Genomic DNA, 15561 nt, shown 5'->3' with positions numbered 1-15561 from the left:
CTTTTTATCCCTCTTTTTTAGTCTGTTCCTCATCTATATCTATAATTTGAAAGTCATTTAATAATTGATCTAACTCTTCACTTAATTTAATCGTGTCATTGTTTAGAACCCCTTTTTCTAAGGCGGATCTAATCATTTTCTCTCTAGTAGCCTCTAATCTTGTTAATCTTGTCTCTGACATACTGAATCGCTCCTTTTACCAATCTATATTCTTTTCAGTATACCTTTCGAAGAACGGGACTAAACCAATAGATTTCCGACAAATATTGACATCCTCAACTTCTAGGTGTATCTAAATATGTATATATTACTTGTCCCCCTTGTTTTGCATTACCAGAAAAATGTTTAAAATCTTCTCGTAGAACTAATATTGATCTAAAAGCTATAAATTCATTTTTTTCTATGACTAACTCTTTAATATCCCTATTTTGAAGCATATTAAGTTTTTCTTCATATGATTCTTGCATATGTTATCAATCCTTTCACTTATTACTTATATTTTAAAGATTTTTTTAAGAAATTTAGTGAAAATACTTTACGTACTCTTTATTTTAAGGCAAACTGTATTATATTATGTTCTTAAGGGGATGGGACACTCTATGAAAATAGCTGAAGTTGGGAATATTATTGAATTCAAAGATGGTCTTCAAGGCATTGTAGAGAAAGTCAATGAAAATTCGGTGATCGTTAACTTAACGTATATGGAAAACTTTAACGAACTGGAGACAGAAGAGAAAACAGTTATCAACCATAAGCGTTATAAAATATTATATAGTAATGAAGATTAAACGTCATGCCGTTCCTCTCAAAAAGATGGACGGTTTTTTAAATACGAGAAGGATGTGTATTATGTTCCGTCAATCACCAATATATCAACTTGTACTATCATTAATTCTTGCTTATTGTCTGTCCTGGATTACTTTTTCAAATGAAAAAGTTTTTTGGTACTTTTATACTTTCTCTATATTTTTCCTTATGGCAGCTTTTTTCTATTTTTCCAAAATGGAAGAAGACAACAATTCCATCCGCCTAATTTTACTTGGGATTATGTTCGGGGTTCTTTCGTATGCGGGTATGCTAGGAGCCTATCTCTTATTAGACATGGGACCATCCTATTTTACCAACAGTATACAAAAGTTTTTAAACCATTATGGACCAACAGCTATTTGGCATTATCTATTGCTTATATTCATCATTGCTCCTGGGGAAGAGGTTTTTTGGAGAGGATTAATCCAACAACAATTGAAAAAATATATGCAACCTAAGTTTGCCGTAATCTTGAGTTCCCTACTATTTGGATTGTCGTTCATATTCACTGGTTTTTGGATAGGTATTTTAGGCGGATTTTTCGTAGGGATTATCTTTGGTATACTATATGAATGGAAACGTAGTATCACTGCCATTGTTCTTGCTCACATAACATTGCTAGTTCTATTGTTTTTAATATTACCTTTCCCTTGAAACATATGAAAAATCTTTTCGTCAATATAAAAAAGGAGCTGAAAACGGATGAAAAAAATTTATACATTGCTTTCAATTCTAGTACTTACAGTTCTTCTTGCAGCTTGTGGTACAAGCACAACAACTGAGGATCCTGATAAAACCCAAGATACAGAAAGTGAAAGTACAGAACAAACAACTTCTCCGGAAGAAACGGAGAATATTGAAACTGAAACAGCACAATCCACTCCTTCTACTGAACAAGTAGTGGTAGGGACACTTACGGAAAGTGATAGTCAAAACTATTCTATTACTGTTGTAGAAGGCTATGAGCTAACTGGTGAGGAACCTAATAAAGACTTATTGTTCAATCAAAACAACGATTTACAGTCAATGCGTATCGAAACTTTCTCAGCAGATGAAGGAACAATCGAAGAAATTCAAGAAAACTTAATTACTACTTTACAAGCATCCAATCAGTCTGCAGAAGTTACTGAAATTAAAGATGAAAATCTTATTCCGATAAATGAAGCTATAGAAAATACTTCAGCTCATCAAATTGATACACCTGAAGGTAAGGTTTCAGGCTATGCATTTGAACGAGAAGGGCTAATTGTGAAACTAACAGTATTTGATACAACTGAGTCTCCTGCCCTCGAAACATTTGTACAGATGGCAGAAACAATTAAAGCAAAATAAGAGGTATAAGAGCGTTAAAAAAGTGAGATATTCGCTTTCTAACGCTCTTTAAATGTTCAAATTACATTTTACTCATGCTTAAGGACTTCTATGCTATAAGAGTAAATAAAAACTTCGATCCCAGTGCAAGGCTCGAAGTTCCTATTATTAATAAGATAAATTTTTAATAGATAAACCTAATTTTTTTATGAGTTCGATTACTTCCAATTTTTCTTCTTCCGGCAATGCATCCATGAGCTTGATCAATTGTTCCTCATGGCGTGGAAATAACTCATCCATAAACTTCGTACCTTCTTCAGAAATTTCAGCATAGGTCACACGTCTATCAGTTGGACTCGACACTCTTTTAACATAACCTCGTCCCTCTAATTTATCCACAACATATGTGATAGACCCACTTGCCAATAAAATCTTATTACCAATTTGCTGCAGTGGTTGTTTACCTTTATGATATAAAAGCTCTAACACAGCAAATTCCGTTGGATTTAAACCATTTTCCTGGAAAAATTGATTGGTGCATTCATGAATTACTTTATGTGCACGTGACAATACTATAAATAGTTTTAATGCACTGTTTGTTTGTTCAGCTGTCATATTACGTCACCCTCACCTATATAAAATACATTACCCACTATTATATAGGTCCATGGATTGTATTGTCAAAAAAGCTTCATAAACTATTTTGGCATGGAAGGATAAAGTCGAAAGTAGTACCTTCCCCAACTAAACTCTTAATCTCTATATTTCCTCCATGTTCTTCTATAACCTTGTAGACATGGGATAATCCAAGACCTGTCCCTGTTGGCTTAGTAGTAAAAAATGGTTGAAAAATATTATTAATATGTTCATCTTCAATTCCATGTCCTTGATCACTCACGGAAATACTAACAAAGTTTCCGGGCTTTTTGGAAATAGTAATATGGATATTTCCACCGTTCGGCATTGCTTCTATCCCATTTTTAATGGCATTTATAAATACCTGCTTCAATAATTGACTATCTCCAAAAACTTGACACTCTTTGGCTATTCGACTAGTAACATTAAGATTAATTGATTTTAATAATGCTTGAGGAGACATAAAATTTACAACTTCTAAAATTGTATCTTCTACATTTATGACAATAAACTTGGATTTGCTTGGTTTAGAGAGTTCTAAAAACTGAGTGAGGATTTCTTCCATCTTATTTATTTCGTCATTTATAACAGTTAAGTATCTCTTCGCATCATCTGTTGCGTTTTGAGCTAATAGTTGTGTAAACCCTTTCAAAGATGTCATAGGATTTCGAATTTCATGGGCTATACCTGCTGCCAGCTGTCCTAATGTACGAAGTGATTCCGACTGATCGAGTCTTTTTTTCATATAGATTTTTTCTGATTCATCCGTTACTTCAACCAGATATAAACCAGTGTCGTTTTGTTTTGAAATGACTACGTGCACATATTTATATTTACCTACAAAAGTTTGGAATTCAACATGAGTCTCCAAATAACCTTCATTGAGAAGTTTCTCTAAAAAACTCTCTTTAGCTTCAAGATTCTCATTGAACAAATTATACAGATTTTGCGCATTCATGCCAATAAAGTCGTTTTTGTTTATATGAAGAATTTTTTCGGCATGGGAATTCACATCTAATATTATTCCTTTGTCATTAATAAATATAAGTCCACTTGAAAAAAGCTGAAATATATGATCAAACTTTTCCTTATATTCGTATTTTGTTAACAAGAAATACACCAGCCTTTCCGAATATTACCATCAAATATTAAATATGGACAACAGAAACTTATTTGTTTATTCTGATTATTTCACAATACCAGATATAATTACATGATTCTTATGGCCTATATTGTCCATAAGATTATTGCCTGATACAATAGAATTATTAAAGAAGGAGTTTATGAAAAATGAATATAATATTGACCACATTGAATGCGAAGTTTATACACACTAATTTAGCACTACGTTGTTTAAAAGCCTATGCAGAACCTGAGTATCACCCCTTAATAGTAGAGTACACAATAAAAGATCCAACGTTTAATATTGTTGCCGATCTTTATCAAAAGAAGCCAAATGTTGTTGGTTTTAGCTGTTACATTTGGAACATTGAAGAAACGATAAAAGTTATTAAAATGTTAAAAACTGTCGACCCATCAGTTGTTGTCGTTTTAGGAGGGCCTGAAGTCTCCTATGATACAAATATTTGGTTACGACAAGTAAAAGAAATCGATTACGTGGTAGTTGGTGAAGGGGAACAATCGTTTAAAGATTTACTAGATTTTCTGTCTAATAAACTAACGATAAAAGCTGTTCCTGGTTTAGCTTATGTACAAGATGACAAATTTATACTTAATCCGCTACCACCAAAACTCGATTTAAGATTATCCTCATCCCCCTACCGTTTTGAAGAAGATATCCCCGATTTATCGAAACGTATCGTTTATGTGGAAACAAGTAGAGGTTGCCCATTTTCTTGTCAATTTTGCTTATCCTCTATAGAAGTTGGTGTACGTTATTTTAATAGAGATAAAGTAAAAGAAGATATTCGTTTCTTGATGAAAAATGGCGCGAAAATTATTAAATTTGTGGATAGAACATTCAACATTAGCCGAAGTTATGCAATGGAAATGTTTCAATTTCTAATAGATGAGCATCAACCTGGAGTAGTTTTTCAATTTGAAATCACAGCAGATATTATGCGTCCCGAGGTTATTCAATTCTTAAACGATAACGCTCCAGCTGGGCTATTCCGTTTTGAAATAGGTGTTCAATCTACAAACGATTTAACAAATGAGCTTGTTCAACGTCGCCAAAACTTCGAAAAACTTAAACGTACTGTAACGATGGTTAAGAGTGGTGGAAAGATTGATCAACATTTAGATTTAATCGCCGGTCTTCCAGAAGAAGATTATTCTTCTTTTAGAAATACATTTAATGAGGTATTTGAGATGCGTCCAGAGGAACTGCAGTTAGGATTTTTAAAATTACTTCGTGGAACTGGTCTACGCGTTGAAGCTAAAAAATATGGCTACGTATATGTAGATCAAGCCCCATACGAAATATTCTCTAATAATGTATTGAACTTTGATGATATTTTACGAATTAAGCAAGTAGAAGATGTTTTAGAGAAATATTGGAATGCACATCGTATGGATCATACACTCGAATATTTATTTGAATATGTATTTGAAACGCCTTTCGACTTTTTCCAACAGTTCGGCACATTCTGGGAAGAGCGCAACTGGTCAAGAATTGGCCACCAATTAGAGGATTTATATACTAGACTTTATACGTTCTTAGAAGGTCTTGATAATATTTCAATGCCTACTATTCGAAGTGTAATGAAATTAGATTATTTATCCAATCAAAAGTTCCAGCCTCGCAAGCCATGGTGGAATAATGATCTTAGTAAGGAAGTACAATCTAAAATGTACAAATTATTAGTAGAGAATCCAAGTCTAGCTGGAGAATCATTTACTACTTTACAGTTAAATGAGCGAGAATTGTATAAACAAACATTTATCACACCTATTTTCATTGATGTAGATGCATTTATGCAAGGAAATATTGTAGAAAAAGAAGGTTATTTGTTAACTACATTTGGCAAAACAGAAACACCTCATTTATCTTTTGTTAATGAAATAACAGCATCCTAAGTTAGTTGATATAATAACTATAGATTAAGAAAAGCCAGGCAAAACAATGCGTGGTGCTTTAAGTCAAAACCTGTTTCTAGTGTTTCTGGAGTGCCTTGGACAGACTTGTCGCTATATTATTACCAGCATCTTTTTTCGGTAATACTTATGGCGCTTATCTGTCCGTCGCCCTCCTACAACGCTTAGAAGCAGGTTAGTGCGTTTTTGGATAACTAGAGATAGATACTTTCTAATCGATAGAGTGAGCTCTCGAAGATACAATTTCGATCGCTATTTCGCTTCTTTATGGGGAAACACTTTCTACTTCTCATTATTTCCACTAGTAGAAAAGAAAATCTGCTTTCTACCTCTAGCAATGGGTAATAACATTTCTAATGCAAAAGTGATTACAAATAATTTAATCACTCTCTAAAATTTGATCAATCTTATCATCTAAGCGATAAGCTATGCTAAATCTTCTAATGGAGTATTACACACTGATTGATTTTCGTTACAGGTGGCGACTCCAGCGGGATAAGCGAGAAAGTCGAGACCCCGCAGGCAGCGTTCATTAGGGACGAAGATCAGGAACTCCACATCATGTGTCGACAATTCGTAACCAGCATTTTACTGATCCGAGGAGGCTCGGCCTCGCCGCGGAAAGCGTCCACCTGAAACGGAAATCAGCTGTACTATTCCTTCATTAAAGTTCCACGAATCCAGTGTTCACGATCCATTTTTATATACTTTCCTTTAAAAAAAGCCGAGCAATAAGTCCATTGCTCGGCTTTTAATATTATCCAATGATCACACGCTCTTTTGGATAATGAAATTTTGTTTTGTTGTGCTTTCCTCCTAATGTAAACAAGAAGGAAATTAAACCTACTCGCCCTATAAACATCAGAATCATAATTATTATTTTACCTATATTCGACAAATCTTCTGTAACTCCGAGAGTCATACCACATGTTCCAAAAGCAGATGTAATTTCAAATATTAAAGAAGAAATTGGTACATCAGGCTCAGTAACGGAAAGTAACAGCGTTGCCGTGAAAACCATAACTAAAGCAAGAATAATGACAGCATAAGAACGATAGACATCTATTAAGTGAATTTCTCGATTAAATATTTGAATATTGTCTTTTCCTTGTGAAAAATGTATTAGAAAAAGAATTGCAATAGCAAAAGTTGTAGTACGAATCCCACCCCCGACAGAACTTGGAGAAGCTCCGATAAACATTAGAACACTCATTAAAAAATTGGTACCCTCACTAAATAACGTGACATCCATAGTTGTTAAACCTGCCGAGCGTGTAGATACAGAATGGAAAAACGCGGTAAAAAACTTCTCATGCCATGGCATACCCTTAAACGAATGAAAAAGTTCTAATAAAAAAATCATAACAGTGCCAAACACCAGAAGCACTCCATATGTAATGGTCGTTAACTTTGTAAATAAAGAAAAGCGAAAGTTTTTGTTTTTGTTCGATAAAAATTCCTTTACTTCAATTAATACCGGAAAACCTATTGCTCCAAAAACGATCAATATACTTGTTATCGTCTGCACAAAATAATCATTATGATATGCAAATAATGATTGCCCGGTAATATCAAATCCCGCATTGGTTGTGGCTGATACTGATGTAAATATGCCATGTATTGCAGCTTGCTTTAGCGTATCAAAATACTGCGTAAAATATAAAGTTAATAGTATCGCACCAATAATTTGAATAAGCAGTAGAATTTTAACAATCTCTCTAATCAGATGAACAACTCCTGATAAATTGGATTGGTTATGATCGACCATTATTAACTGTCTTTCGCGTAGTCCAATCTTCTTCCCTGCGATCAACCAAATAAATGTCCCTAATGACATAATGCCAATTCCACCAAGTTGCAGAATAAGAATTAGCATGAAATAGCCGAATACACTGTAAGTTTCCGAAATACTAACTGCAGTTAAACCAGTAACAGAAACAGCACTTACAGCAGTAAACAAACTATCGATGAACGCTACTTCTACCCCCGGTTTATGTACGCCGGGCAAACGAAGAAGGACAACGGAAATTGCAATTGCAATGAAGTAATAAGTGACAATTACTTGGGCTGGTATAAATTTTAACTTTTTTTTCAGTTGTGGCTGCTTCATTCATTTTATTCCCCTTCGGTATTCCGTGTAATCATTATCTCATTGTAAAAAAAATAAGCGTAAAAAGATAGTTAAAACTATCTTTTTACGCTTTTTCTATAATTATTTCTCTGTTTTTTTCTCTTTTGCTACACCTAATAGGTAACCACCGATTGCGATACCTAGTAAGATAGTCCAGAAAACTATTGTCCATGGAGTTGAATGAGGGAAATGCTCATCTAAAACGCCAACACCTGGGTGAGATAATGTCATTACGGCAAGCTTAACCCCTACCCAACCTACTATTAAAAAGGCTGCTGTTTCAAGTGTAGGGTATTTCTCTAAAATCTGTACAAATTTATGTGCTGCAAATCGCATAATTACTAGACCGATAACTCCACCTAAGAACATTACTGCAAACTGTCCACCATTAATACCACCAATTTCAAATGCTCCCCAATATGGTAATGTTACCGCTATTGCAACTGCAGCTAACATAGAGTCAATCGCAAAAGCTATATCTGCAAGTTCTACTTTTAATACAGTCATCCAGAAGCCAGAACCTTTTTTAGGTGCCATGTCCTCTACATCCAAGTGTGGACCTGGTGTTTTTCGTTGATCATAAATATGTTTAATCGATATGAATAACAAGTATGCTGCTCCTATTGCTTGTACTTGCCATATGTTAACTAAGAACGTAATCATAAATAACGCTAAAAATCTAAATACAAACGCACCTAATAATCCATAAAATAACGCTTTTTTCTGTTGATCTTTTGGTAAATGTTTTACCATTACTGCCATTACTACTGCATTGTCAGCCGCAAGTAAACCTTCTAAACCAACTAATACAAGTAATACCCATCCATACTCTAATAATATTGAAGCGTCCATCAAAATCCTCCTTTTTGCATATAAAAAGACCCCTGCCTTTTAAAAAGGCAAAGGTCTTGCTAAGCAAAAATAATAATATTGCTATCATAACCGGTGGCATAAGCCACGTAATGACGACTATGAAATAGGTTTCCCTATAGCTACTCCCCTTTGACGTTAGTCAAGAGTCTATTTAATTATGTTATTAATTATAACATATTCAAAGCTTTTGTAAACTAATAACTAATTTATCGGAACACGAAACGCAGGATCACCGTTATAGGCATTATAAAAATAGAATCATTTTGTAGGAATGGATTTGGTAAAAGAGTCTTCATTCGAAGACTCTTTTTTTAATTACCGGAATAGTTTGTTGGTGTTTTTTCCCTAGTTTCTTTATCAAACAAACTGTAGATTATTGGAACTACGTATAGAGTGAGAAAAGTGGAACTTATTAATCCACCAATAACCGTTATAGCCATGGGTTGATTGATTTCGGTACCTTCTCCTATACCTAAAGCTAAAGGCACAAGTCCTAATATGGTCGTCAACGCAGTCATCAATATAGGGCGAACACGATCGCGAACAGATGTAATAATTGCATCGTAGGAAGTCATCCCATCCGTTTTACGCTGATTAATATAATCGACTAGGACGATACCATTATTTACTACAATTCCAACCAATATTAAAATTCCAATGATGGCAGAAATACTGATTGGTAAATTCGCGGTGAATAATCCAATGAATATACCTATAACTACAAGGGGAACGGTAAACATAATGACAAAGGGATATTTATATGATTCAAACTGTGCTGCCATCACAATAAATACTAATACAACTGCCAGTAATACTGCCAATATCAAATCATTCTTGGAGTTATCCAATAATTCTCGATCACCACCAAAAGTTACTGTAATATCCTCTGAAAATTTCTGATCCCGTATAATCTCATCAACTAAATCTGACATTTCACCTAGCGAATATATGGACTCATATTTTACTGAAAATGATACTGCACTAGCTTGGTCAACACTTCGAATTGCTACGGGGCCTTTTGCTATTTCTACATTTGCAACGTCTTGTAGCGCAATATACTGACCTGATGGAGCACGTAATTGTAATTGCTTTAATTGTTCCAAATTACTACGGTACATTTCATCATATTTCACATAAACACCCAATACTTTATCGTTTTCATCTATAATTTGAGAAGTTAATACCCCTCTTGTCATATTATTTACGGTCTGCGCAATTTGGGCGGGAGCAATTCCATATTCCGTTGCCTTCTCTCGAATGACATTAATCTGAACCTCTTCCATCTTTGTGCTTAAGTCATTTGTAACTTTTGCAACTCCATCTAAGCTTTCTAAATCCTGTTGTAAGTTACCCACTGCTGCGTCTAATACGGTTTTATCATTGGATGACACAGTAAATGACACAATATTTGGTGAAGAACCAGAAGCAGTCTGCACATTGAAATTAATTTCTGCATCATCACCTACAGCTTTTACTACTTTTGGCTGCACTTCATCTACAAAAGTAAAAACAGAACGATTTCTATCCCCTAGCGCTTTTAATTTCACTGAAATTTCAGCTGTATTGGAGTTTGCGCTTCCTCTGGACTGCCCTTCTTGACTGCCACCTACAAAACTTACATAAACTTCTATATCCTTTTCTTTTTGTAGGATATCTTCCACTTTATTGACCACTGTATCTGTGGCTGTAAACGAGGAGCCTTTTTCCAAATCTACCGCAATAGTGACAAATCCTTCGTCCGTAGCAGGTAAAAACTCTGTTCCAACGCGGAACAATCCGATTCCGGAAACAATTAAAAGAATAACAGTAATTATTAAAATCATTCCACGATGACCTAATGTCCACTTAATCGATCGCTCAAAATTATTATACGCTTTGGATCTTCTTCTCTTAGCTTCCAAGTTTCCTCTCGGCTTTTTCAATAATTTACTTGCCATCATCGGAATAACAGTTATAGCTACTACTAATGACGCAAACAAACTAAAAGAAATCGTAAGAGCAAATTCGGTAAATATCTGGCCTATTAAGCCAGACAGAAACAGAACAGGTATAAAAACAGCTATAGTAGTCAAAGTAGAGGCAGTAATAGCACCTGCTACCTCCTTCGTTCCAATACTTGCTGCTTCTTTAGGTGTCTTTCCTAATCCTAAATGTCGCTCGATATTCTCAATAACAACGATGGAGTTATCCACAAGCATCCCAATACCAAGTGCGAGTGCACCTAGCGTCATAATATTTAGTGAAAATCCAGCAAAATACATAAGAACAAACGTTACAATCACGGAATAGGGGATTGCGACACCAACAATAATCGGGCTTCTAATGCCTTTTAAGAAAATAAATAAAATAATCATTGCCAATAACCCACCCGTAATTAGGGTAGTTCCTATATTATTAATGGCAACTTTTACATAGTCTCCCTGATCAAAAAGTATATTTGCGTTTACATCCTGATACGCTTCTTTTTCCAACTGCTTATCTAATGCTTCTTGAAAAGCTGTAGAAACATTCGCTGTATTGGCACTAGATTCTTGGAAAACAGATAACAAAACAGCTGGCTTATCATTTGCTCTAGTTTCGGAAAATTGTTCTTGCTTCGTTAAACTAACATTCGCAATATCTGCAATTGTGACAGTCTTTCCATCCAATGGGTTAATGGTCACTACTAATTTTTTTATATCTTCAATAGATGTTAAAGTGCTAATAATTCTAGTAGTCAAAGATTTATCCTCATCTGTTTCAATGGGATTACCTGGAAGTGAAATATTATTCGCTTGAATGACTTGTACAATATCTGTTTGTGTAAGTCCTTTGCTTTTTAATTTTTCTTGGTCCAGTAAGATTTGCACTTCTTCAATCAATGAACCGGACATATTAACACTTGCGACTCCTTCTGTTCTTAACAATTCTTTCTCTAATTGCTTCGCTATTTGCTGAATATCGGCTTTTGAATTCTTCGTATCAAGCGATAGCTGTATTACTGGGAATTGAGCAGGATCAAACTTTAAAAATCTCGGTTTATCCGCTCCTTCCGGAAGAGGGGTAATATCAATACGCTGCATAACATCAAGCTGAATAGCATCCATATCCGTAGACCAATCGAATTCTAATAAGATGAAATTAGCTCCTTCTTGCGATGTACTATTAACGGACTCTATACCCGGCAGAGTGCTTAAGGAAGATTCCAAAGGCTTCGTAATTTTTTCATCTACCTCAATAGGGCTTGCCCCTTGATAGTTTGTGACAACGACTGCAATCGGAGGATTTAAATCCGGTATTAAGGTAACAGGAATTTTAAAAAATGAAACCCCACCCAGTATAATGATTAAGAACATAATAACTGTTGTAAATACGGGTCTTTTTATGGAGAAGTCACTAATTTTCATTTTCGGGGGACCACCTTCTTATTTGCTCTTTCTATCATATGCTCTACAGAAGCAGAGTTCAAATTTTTATAAAATTTATAAGCTGATTTGTAAGGTTAGATCATAAAAAGTATTCATGGAGTAATTCTACATCAACAATGGTTAAGTAATGCTAGGATTTACGTTTCATGCGGATGCTTTCCACTGGCGTGGCCGAGTCTTCTCGGGACTATATGGTACTGGTTATAAATTGTCGACATTCAATGAGGCATTTTTAGTCTTCTTTCAAATAGATACTCCCGGTGGGGTCTCGACTTTCTCGCTTGTTCCTCCGGAGTCGCCGCATACACTCATGCGTATCGTGCTGCAGCGCACATCCGTTTAGAATAATCCACTATTAAACTATTTTCACTACAATAGCATCTACTTCATAATTAGAAAGAGGTCACCTTAAAAGGTAACCTCTTGGATATTAAAGTAAATTATAAAGCTTAATATGCTCGTATTTATCTTGGAACCAACGAGTGGCGAACTCATTTTCAAATAAGAATACATAATTGTCATAACGGTCTCTTACAAGCATAGAACGTGGACCTGTCATAGATTCCTTCACTTCTTCTTCATTTTCGATCCAACGAGCAACTTTAGATCCGATTGGTTCCATTCGAACCTCTACATTATATTCATTTTTCATACGATGCTCGAATACTTCAAATTGAAGCTGTCCAACAGCACCCAGAATAATTTCTTCTGTGTGAAGTGTTTTATAGTACTGAATTGCTCCTTCTTGTACTAATTGTTGAATTCCTTTATGGAAATGCTTCGACTTCAGTACGTTTTTAGCTGTTACTTTAACAAAAAGCTCAGGTGTAAATTGGGGAAGTTTTTCATAAGTAAAAGCTTTCTTTCCTCCGACAACTGTGTCTCCGATTTGATAATTCCCTACATCGTAAAGTCCTATAATATCCCCTGCAACCGCCGTTTCAACTGTTTCACGATCATCGGCTAAGAACTGAGTTGACTGCGTCACTTTAAACGTTTTTCCTGTACGAGCCAAAGTAACCGTCATACCTCTATCAAACCTACCCGAAACGATGCGAACAAAAGCAATACGGTCACGGTGAGCTGGATTCATATTTGCTTGAATCTTAAAGATAAAACCAGAGAAATCTTCATTTAACGGATTTACTTTTTCTTCATGTTCAGTCATACGTGGCTGAGGAGTAGGTGCAAACTGTAAATACGTTTCTAAGAATGTTTGGACCCCAAAATTAGTTAATGCACTACCGAAGAATACTGGAGTTAAATCGCCGGACAATACTTTTTCTTCATCGAAATCATTCCCTGCTTCATTTAGCAGCATAATATCTTCCAATGCTTGAGTGTAGTAGGAAGTCTCTTTCATCGAATGATCTACCGCAAGCCCTCCTTCTTCGTCTAAAGGAAGAAATCTCTCCGATTCTTCTGTACGGAATTGTTCTATTCGTCCATTAAAACGATCATAGATACCTAAAAACTCTTTACCCATACCAATTGGCCAGTTCATTGCATAAGATTGAATACCAAGAACCTCTTCTAACTCTTCCATTAGTTCAAGTGGTTCTTTCCCTTGACGGTCAAGTTTGTTTATAAAAGTAAAGATTGGAATTCCTCTCATACGACAAACTTTAAACAGTTTTAACGTTTGTGCTTCAATACCTTTTGCAGCATCTACAATCATGACTGCACTATCAACTGCCATCAGTGTACGATACGTATCCTCACTAAAATCCTGATGTCCAGGAGTATCCAATATATTTATACGACAATTATTATAGTCAAATTGCATAACGGATGATGTTACTGAAATTCCACGTTGCTTTTCAATTTCCATCCAGTCAGATGTTGCAAATTTCCCAGATTTTTTTCCTTTAACTGTACCTGCATCACGAATAGCTCCACCAAAGTATAAAAGCTTTTCCGTAATAGTTGTTTTACCAGCATCCGGATGGGAAATAATTGCAAAAGTTCTTCGCTTCAATATTTCATCTTGTAATTTTATATCCATTCTGTTATATCTCCTTCTTATTCACTTACTAATCATATGGATTTAGGGAGCAAAAAACAAGTAAAAAAAAGCACAAGCGCCTATTTCAATCCCGAAAATCATTGGAAGAATGATGGAAAAGGCGTCCTTTGCCAATGGGAATACAGTCTAAGTTCGCTACATCTTTTCGCAACGACTGCATGACCCACATCGTGTTGGCCACCGATATTCTAAAAACGGCTCGAGGGGCTAGGCGCTGGAGCTAGATTAAAAAGAATCGGTTTTACCCGATTCTTAAGACATTTTTGCAAATACGTAGCTATACAAAAGTTTAGCTGTATTTTCTAACGAATCAATATGTGTACGTTCATAGGCGTGAGATGCTTCAATACCTGGTCCCAAAAGAGCGTGCTTCACATCATATCCAGCACGAATAGCTGCCGAAGCATCTGAACCATAGTAAGGATAAATATCTAGTTTATAGTCAATATTTTCTTTTTTAGCCAACTCTACTAATTGACGAGTTAATTCATAATGATATGGACCAGAAGAATCTTTGGCGCATATGGACACTGTATACTCATCCGACGATTGTCCGTCTCCAATAGCACCCATATCAACAGCCAAATATTCTACTGTTTCAGCAGGTACGTTGGAATTACCCCCATATCCAATCTCCTCATTATTAGAAATATAGAAATGTGTAGTATGTGGTAAAGTCACCTTTGTATCTTGAATTATTTTTATTAATTGAAGTAGTAACGCTGTACTCGCTTTATCATCAAGATGACGGGATTTGATAAAACCAGTTTCAGTTTCTTCAAATCGAGGATCAAATGAAACAAAATCCCCCACCTCTACACCTAACTTGCGCGTATCTTCTGCAGTTAATACTTTTTCATCTATACGAACTTCGATATTTTGTTCATCACGAGGTAAACCACTAGCGTTTTTGTATACATGCACAGTAGTTTGATGCATTAAAATAGTACCTCGAATTTTTTTACCATCTGCAGTGTGAATCGTACAATACTCACCTTCCACTGCATTCCAATTAAAGCCACCTACCATCGTAAGTTTTAATCTTCCACTGCCCTTCACTTCTTTTACCATCGCACCTAATGTATCTGTATGAGCAGTTAATAGTCGATGCTTTGTTTCATCTGCTCCTTTGATAGTAGCGATTAACGCACCTTTATTTGTTCGGATATAATCCACTTGTAGTTGTTTTAAAATATTTTCCATAAAGTCCATAATCTCTTTTGTAAAACCAGATGGACTTGGAATTTCTACCAATTGTTTTAATAATGAAACCGTTTCTTTTGCATGAAAAGTATATGTCATTAAATTATCCT

13 protein-coding genes and 1 riboswitch are annotated in these 15561 nt (G+C 35.3%); of the genes, 4 read left to right on the top strand and 9 right to left on the bottom strand.

Translation table 11 applies throughout. The annotated features are described in order from the left end of the window. Positions 1-4 precede the first annotated feature (4 nt). Both ACN6MX_RS04355 and ACN6MX_RS04350 read right to left on the bottom strand, forming a co-directional pair. Positions 5-181, bottom strand: a complete 177-nt coding sequence (locus tag ACN6MX_RS04355) for an aspartyl-phosphate phosphatase Spo0E family protein (RefSeq protein WP_419961450.1) — start codon at positions 179-181, stop codon at positions 5-7. Between the two features lie 94 nt (positions 182-275). Continuing rightward, on the bottom strand, positions 276-467 hold the full coding sequence (locus ACN6MX_RS04350; protein ID WP_419961449.1) for an abortive phage infection protein: 192 nt from the start codon (positions 465-467) through the stop codon (positions 276-278). A 132-nt stretch (positions 468-599) separates the two neighbouring features. Here ACN6MX_RS04350 and ACN6MX_RS04345 point away from each other — a divergent pair, with 132 nt between their 5' ends. The 3 genes from ACN6MX_RS04345 (at position 600) to ACN6MX_RS04335 (ending at position 2139) form a co-directional block, all read left to right on the top strand. Then, positions 600-788, top strand: a complete 189-nt coding sequence (locus ACN6MX_RS04345) for a YkvS family protein (protein WP_090563100.1) — start codon at positions 600-602, stop codon at positions 786-788. Positions 789-849: 61 nt separating this feature from the next. Continuing rightward, complete coding sequence (locus tag ACN6MX_RS04340; protein ID WP_419961448.1) at positions 850-1461, top strand: CPBP family intramembrane glutamic endopeptidase; 612 nt, start codon at positions 850-852, stop codon at positions 1459-1461. Between the two features lie 48 nt (positions 1462-1509). After that, a complete protein-coding gene (locus ACN6MX_RS04335; RefSeq protein WP_419961447.1) occupies positions 1510-2139 on the top strand; it encodes a hypothetical protein in 630 nt (209 codons plus the stop codon). 147 nt (positions 2140-2286) lie between these two features. Here ACN6MX_RS04335 and ACN6MX_RS04330 read toward each other — a convergent pair whose 3' ends face one another. Next, complete coding sequence (locus ACN6MX_RS04330; RefSeq protein ID WP_419961446.1) at positions 2287-2733, bottom strand: MarR family winged helix-turn-helix transcriptional regulator; 447 nt, start codon at positions 2731-2733, stop codon at positions 2287-2289. 76 nt (positions 2734-2809) lie between these two features. Next, positions 2810-3865, bottom strand: coding sequence for an ATP-binding protein (locus tag ACN6MX_RS04325; RefSeq protein WP_419961445.1), 1056 nt, complete (start codon positions 3863-3865; stop codon positions 2810-2812). A gap of 179 nt (positions 3866-4044) precedes the next feature. Between ACN6MX_RS04325 and ACN6MX_RS04320 the strand changes: the two genes are divergently transcribed. Next, complete coding sequence (locus ACN6MX_RS04320) at positions 4045-5793, top strand: B12-binding domain-containing radical SAM protein (RefSeq protein WP_419961444.1); 1749 nt, start codon at positions 4045-4047, stop codon at positions 5791-5793. A 775-nt stretch (positions 5794-6568) separates the two neighbouring features. Here ACN6MX_RS04320 and ACN6MX_RS04315 read toward each other — a convergent pair. The 5 genes from ACN6MX_RS04315 to ACN6MX_RS04295 all read right to left on the bottom strand — a co-directional run bounded on the left by ACN6MX_RS04315 (position 6569) and on the right by ACN6MX_RS04295 (position 15550). Then, positions 6569-7921, bottom strand: a complete 1353-nt coding sequence (locus ACN6MX_RS04315; RefSeq protein ID WP_419961443.1) for a TrkH family potassium uptake protein — start codon at positions 7919-7921, stop codon at positions 6569-6571. A gap of 102 nt (positions 7922-8023) precedes the next feature. Next, a complete protein-coding gene (locus ACN6MX_RS04310) occupies positions 8024-8794 on the bottom strand; it encodes a TerC family protein (RefSeq protein WP_419961442.1) in 771 nt (256 codons plus the stop codon). 62 nt (positions 8795-8856) lie between these two features. Further along, positions 8857-8955, bottom strand: a riboswitch (yybP-ykoY riboswitch). Between the two features lie 171 nt (positions 8956-9126). Beyond that, positions 9127-12201 (bottom strand): efflux RND transporter permease subunit, encoded by a 3075-nt coding sequence (locus ACN6MX_RS04305; protein ID WP_419961441.1) that lies wholly within the window; start codon positions 12199-12201, stop codon positions 9127-9129. Positions 12202-12652: 451 nt separating this feature from the next. Next, positions 12653-14227 (bottom strand): peptide chain release factor 3, encoded by a 1575-nt coding sequence (locus tag ACN6MX_RS04300; RefSeq protein WP_419961440.1) that lies wholly within the window; start codon positions 14225-14227, stop codon positions 12653-12655. 273 nt (positions 14228-14500) lie between these two features. Beyond that, positions 14501-15550: a M42 family metallopeptidase gene (locus ACN6MX_RS04295; protein WP_419961439.1), complete on the bottom strand. Its 1050-nt coding sequence runs from the start codon at positions 15548-15550 to the stop codon at positions 14501-14503. Positions 15551-15561 lie beyond the last annotated feature (11 nt).

The sequence above is a fragment of the Psychrobacillus sp. BM2 genome, assembly GCF_048572895.1.
In the GTDB taxonomy this organism is placed as follows: Bacteria; Bacillota; Bacilli; order Bacillales_A; family Planococcaceae; genus Psychrobacillus.
The sequence above is the reverse complement of the archived record's forward strand: the minus strand, read 5'-3'. Positions and strand labels throughout refer to the sequence as shown.

Coding starts and splice junctions, on each gene's coding strand:
- ACN6MX_RS04355 (WP_419961450.1), bottom strand. CDS start 181: ATGTCAGAGACAAGATTAACAAGATTAGAGGCTACTAGAGAGAAAATG.
- ACN6MX_RS04350 (WP_419961449.1), bottom strand. CDS start 467: ATGCAAGAATCATATGAAGAAAAACTTAATATGCTTCAAAATAGGGAT.
- ACN6MX_RS04345 (WP_090563100.1), top strand. CDS start 600: ATGAAAATAGCTGAAGTTGGGAATATTATTGAATTCAAAGATGGTCTT.
- ACN6MX_RS04340 (WP_419961448.1), top strand. CDS start 850: ATGTTCCGTCAATCACCAATATATCAACTTGTACTATCATTAATTCTT.
- ACN6MX_RS04335 (WP_419961447.1), top strand. CDS start 1,510: ATGAAAAAAATTTATACATTGCTTTCAATTCTAGTACTTACAGTTCTT.
- ACN6MX_RS04330 (WP_419961446.1), bottom strand. CDS start 2,733: ATGACAGCTGAACAAACAAACAGTGCATTAAAACTATTTATAGTATTG.
- ACN6MX_RS04320 (WP_419961444.1), top strand. CDS start 4,045: ATGAATATAATATTGACCACATTGAATGCGAAGTTTATACACACTAAT.
- ACN6MX_RS04315 (WP_419961443.1), bottom strand. CDS start 7,921: ATGAAGCAGCCACAACTGAAAAAAAAGTTAAAATTTATACCAGCCCAA.
- ACN6MX_RS04310 (WP_419961442.1), bottom strand. CDS start 8,794: ATGGACGCTTCAATATTATTAGAGTATGGATGGGTATTACTTGTATTA.
- ACN6MX_RS04305 (WP_419961441.1), bottom strand. CDS start 12,201: ATGAAAATTAGTGACTTCTCCATAAAAAGACCCGTATTTACAACAGTT.
- ACN6MX_RS04300 (WP_419961440.1), bottom strand. CDS start 14,227: ATGGATATAAAATTACAAGATGAAATATTGAAGCGAAGAACTTTTGCA.
- ACN6MX_RS04295 (WP_419961439.1), bottom strand. CDS start 15,550: ATGACATATACTTTTCATGCAAAAGAAACGGTTTCATTATTAAAACAA.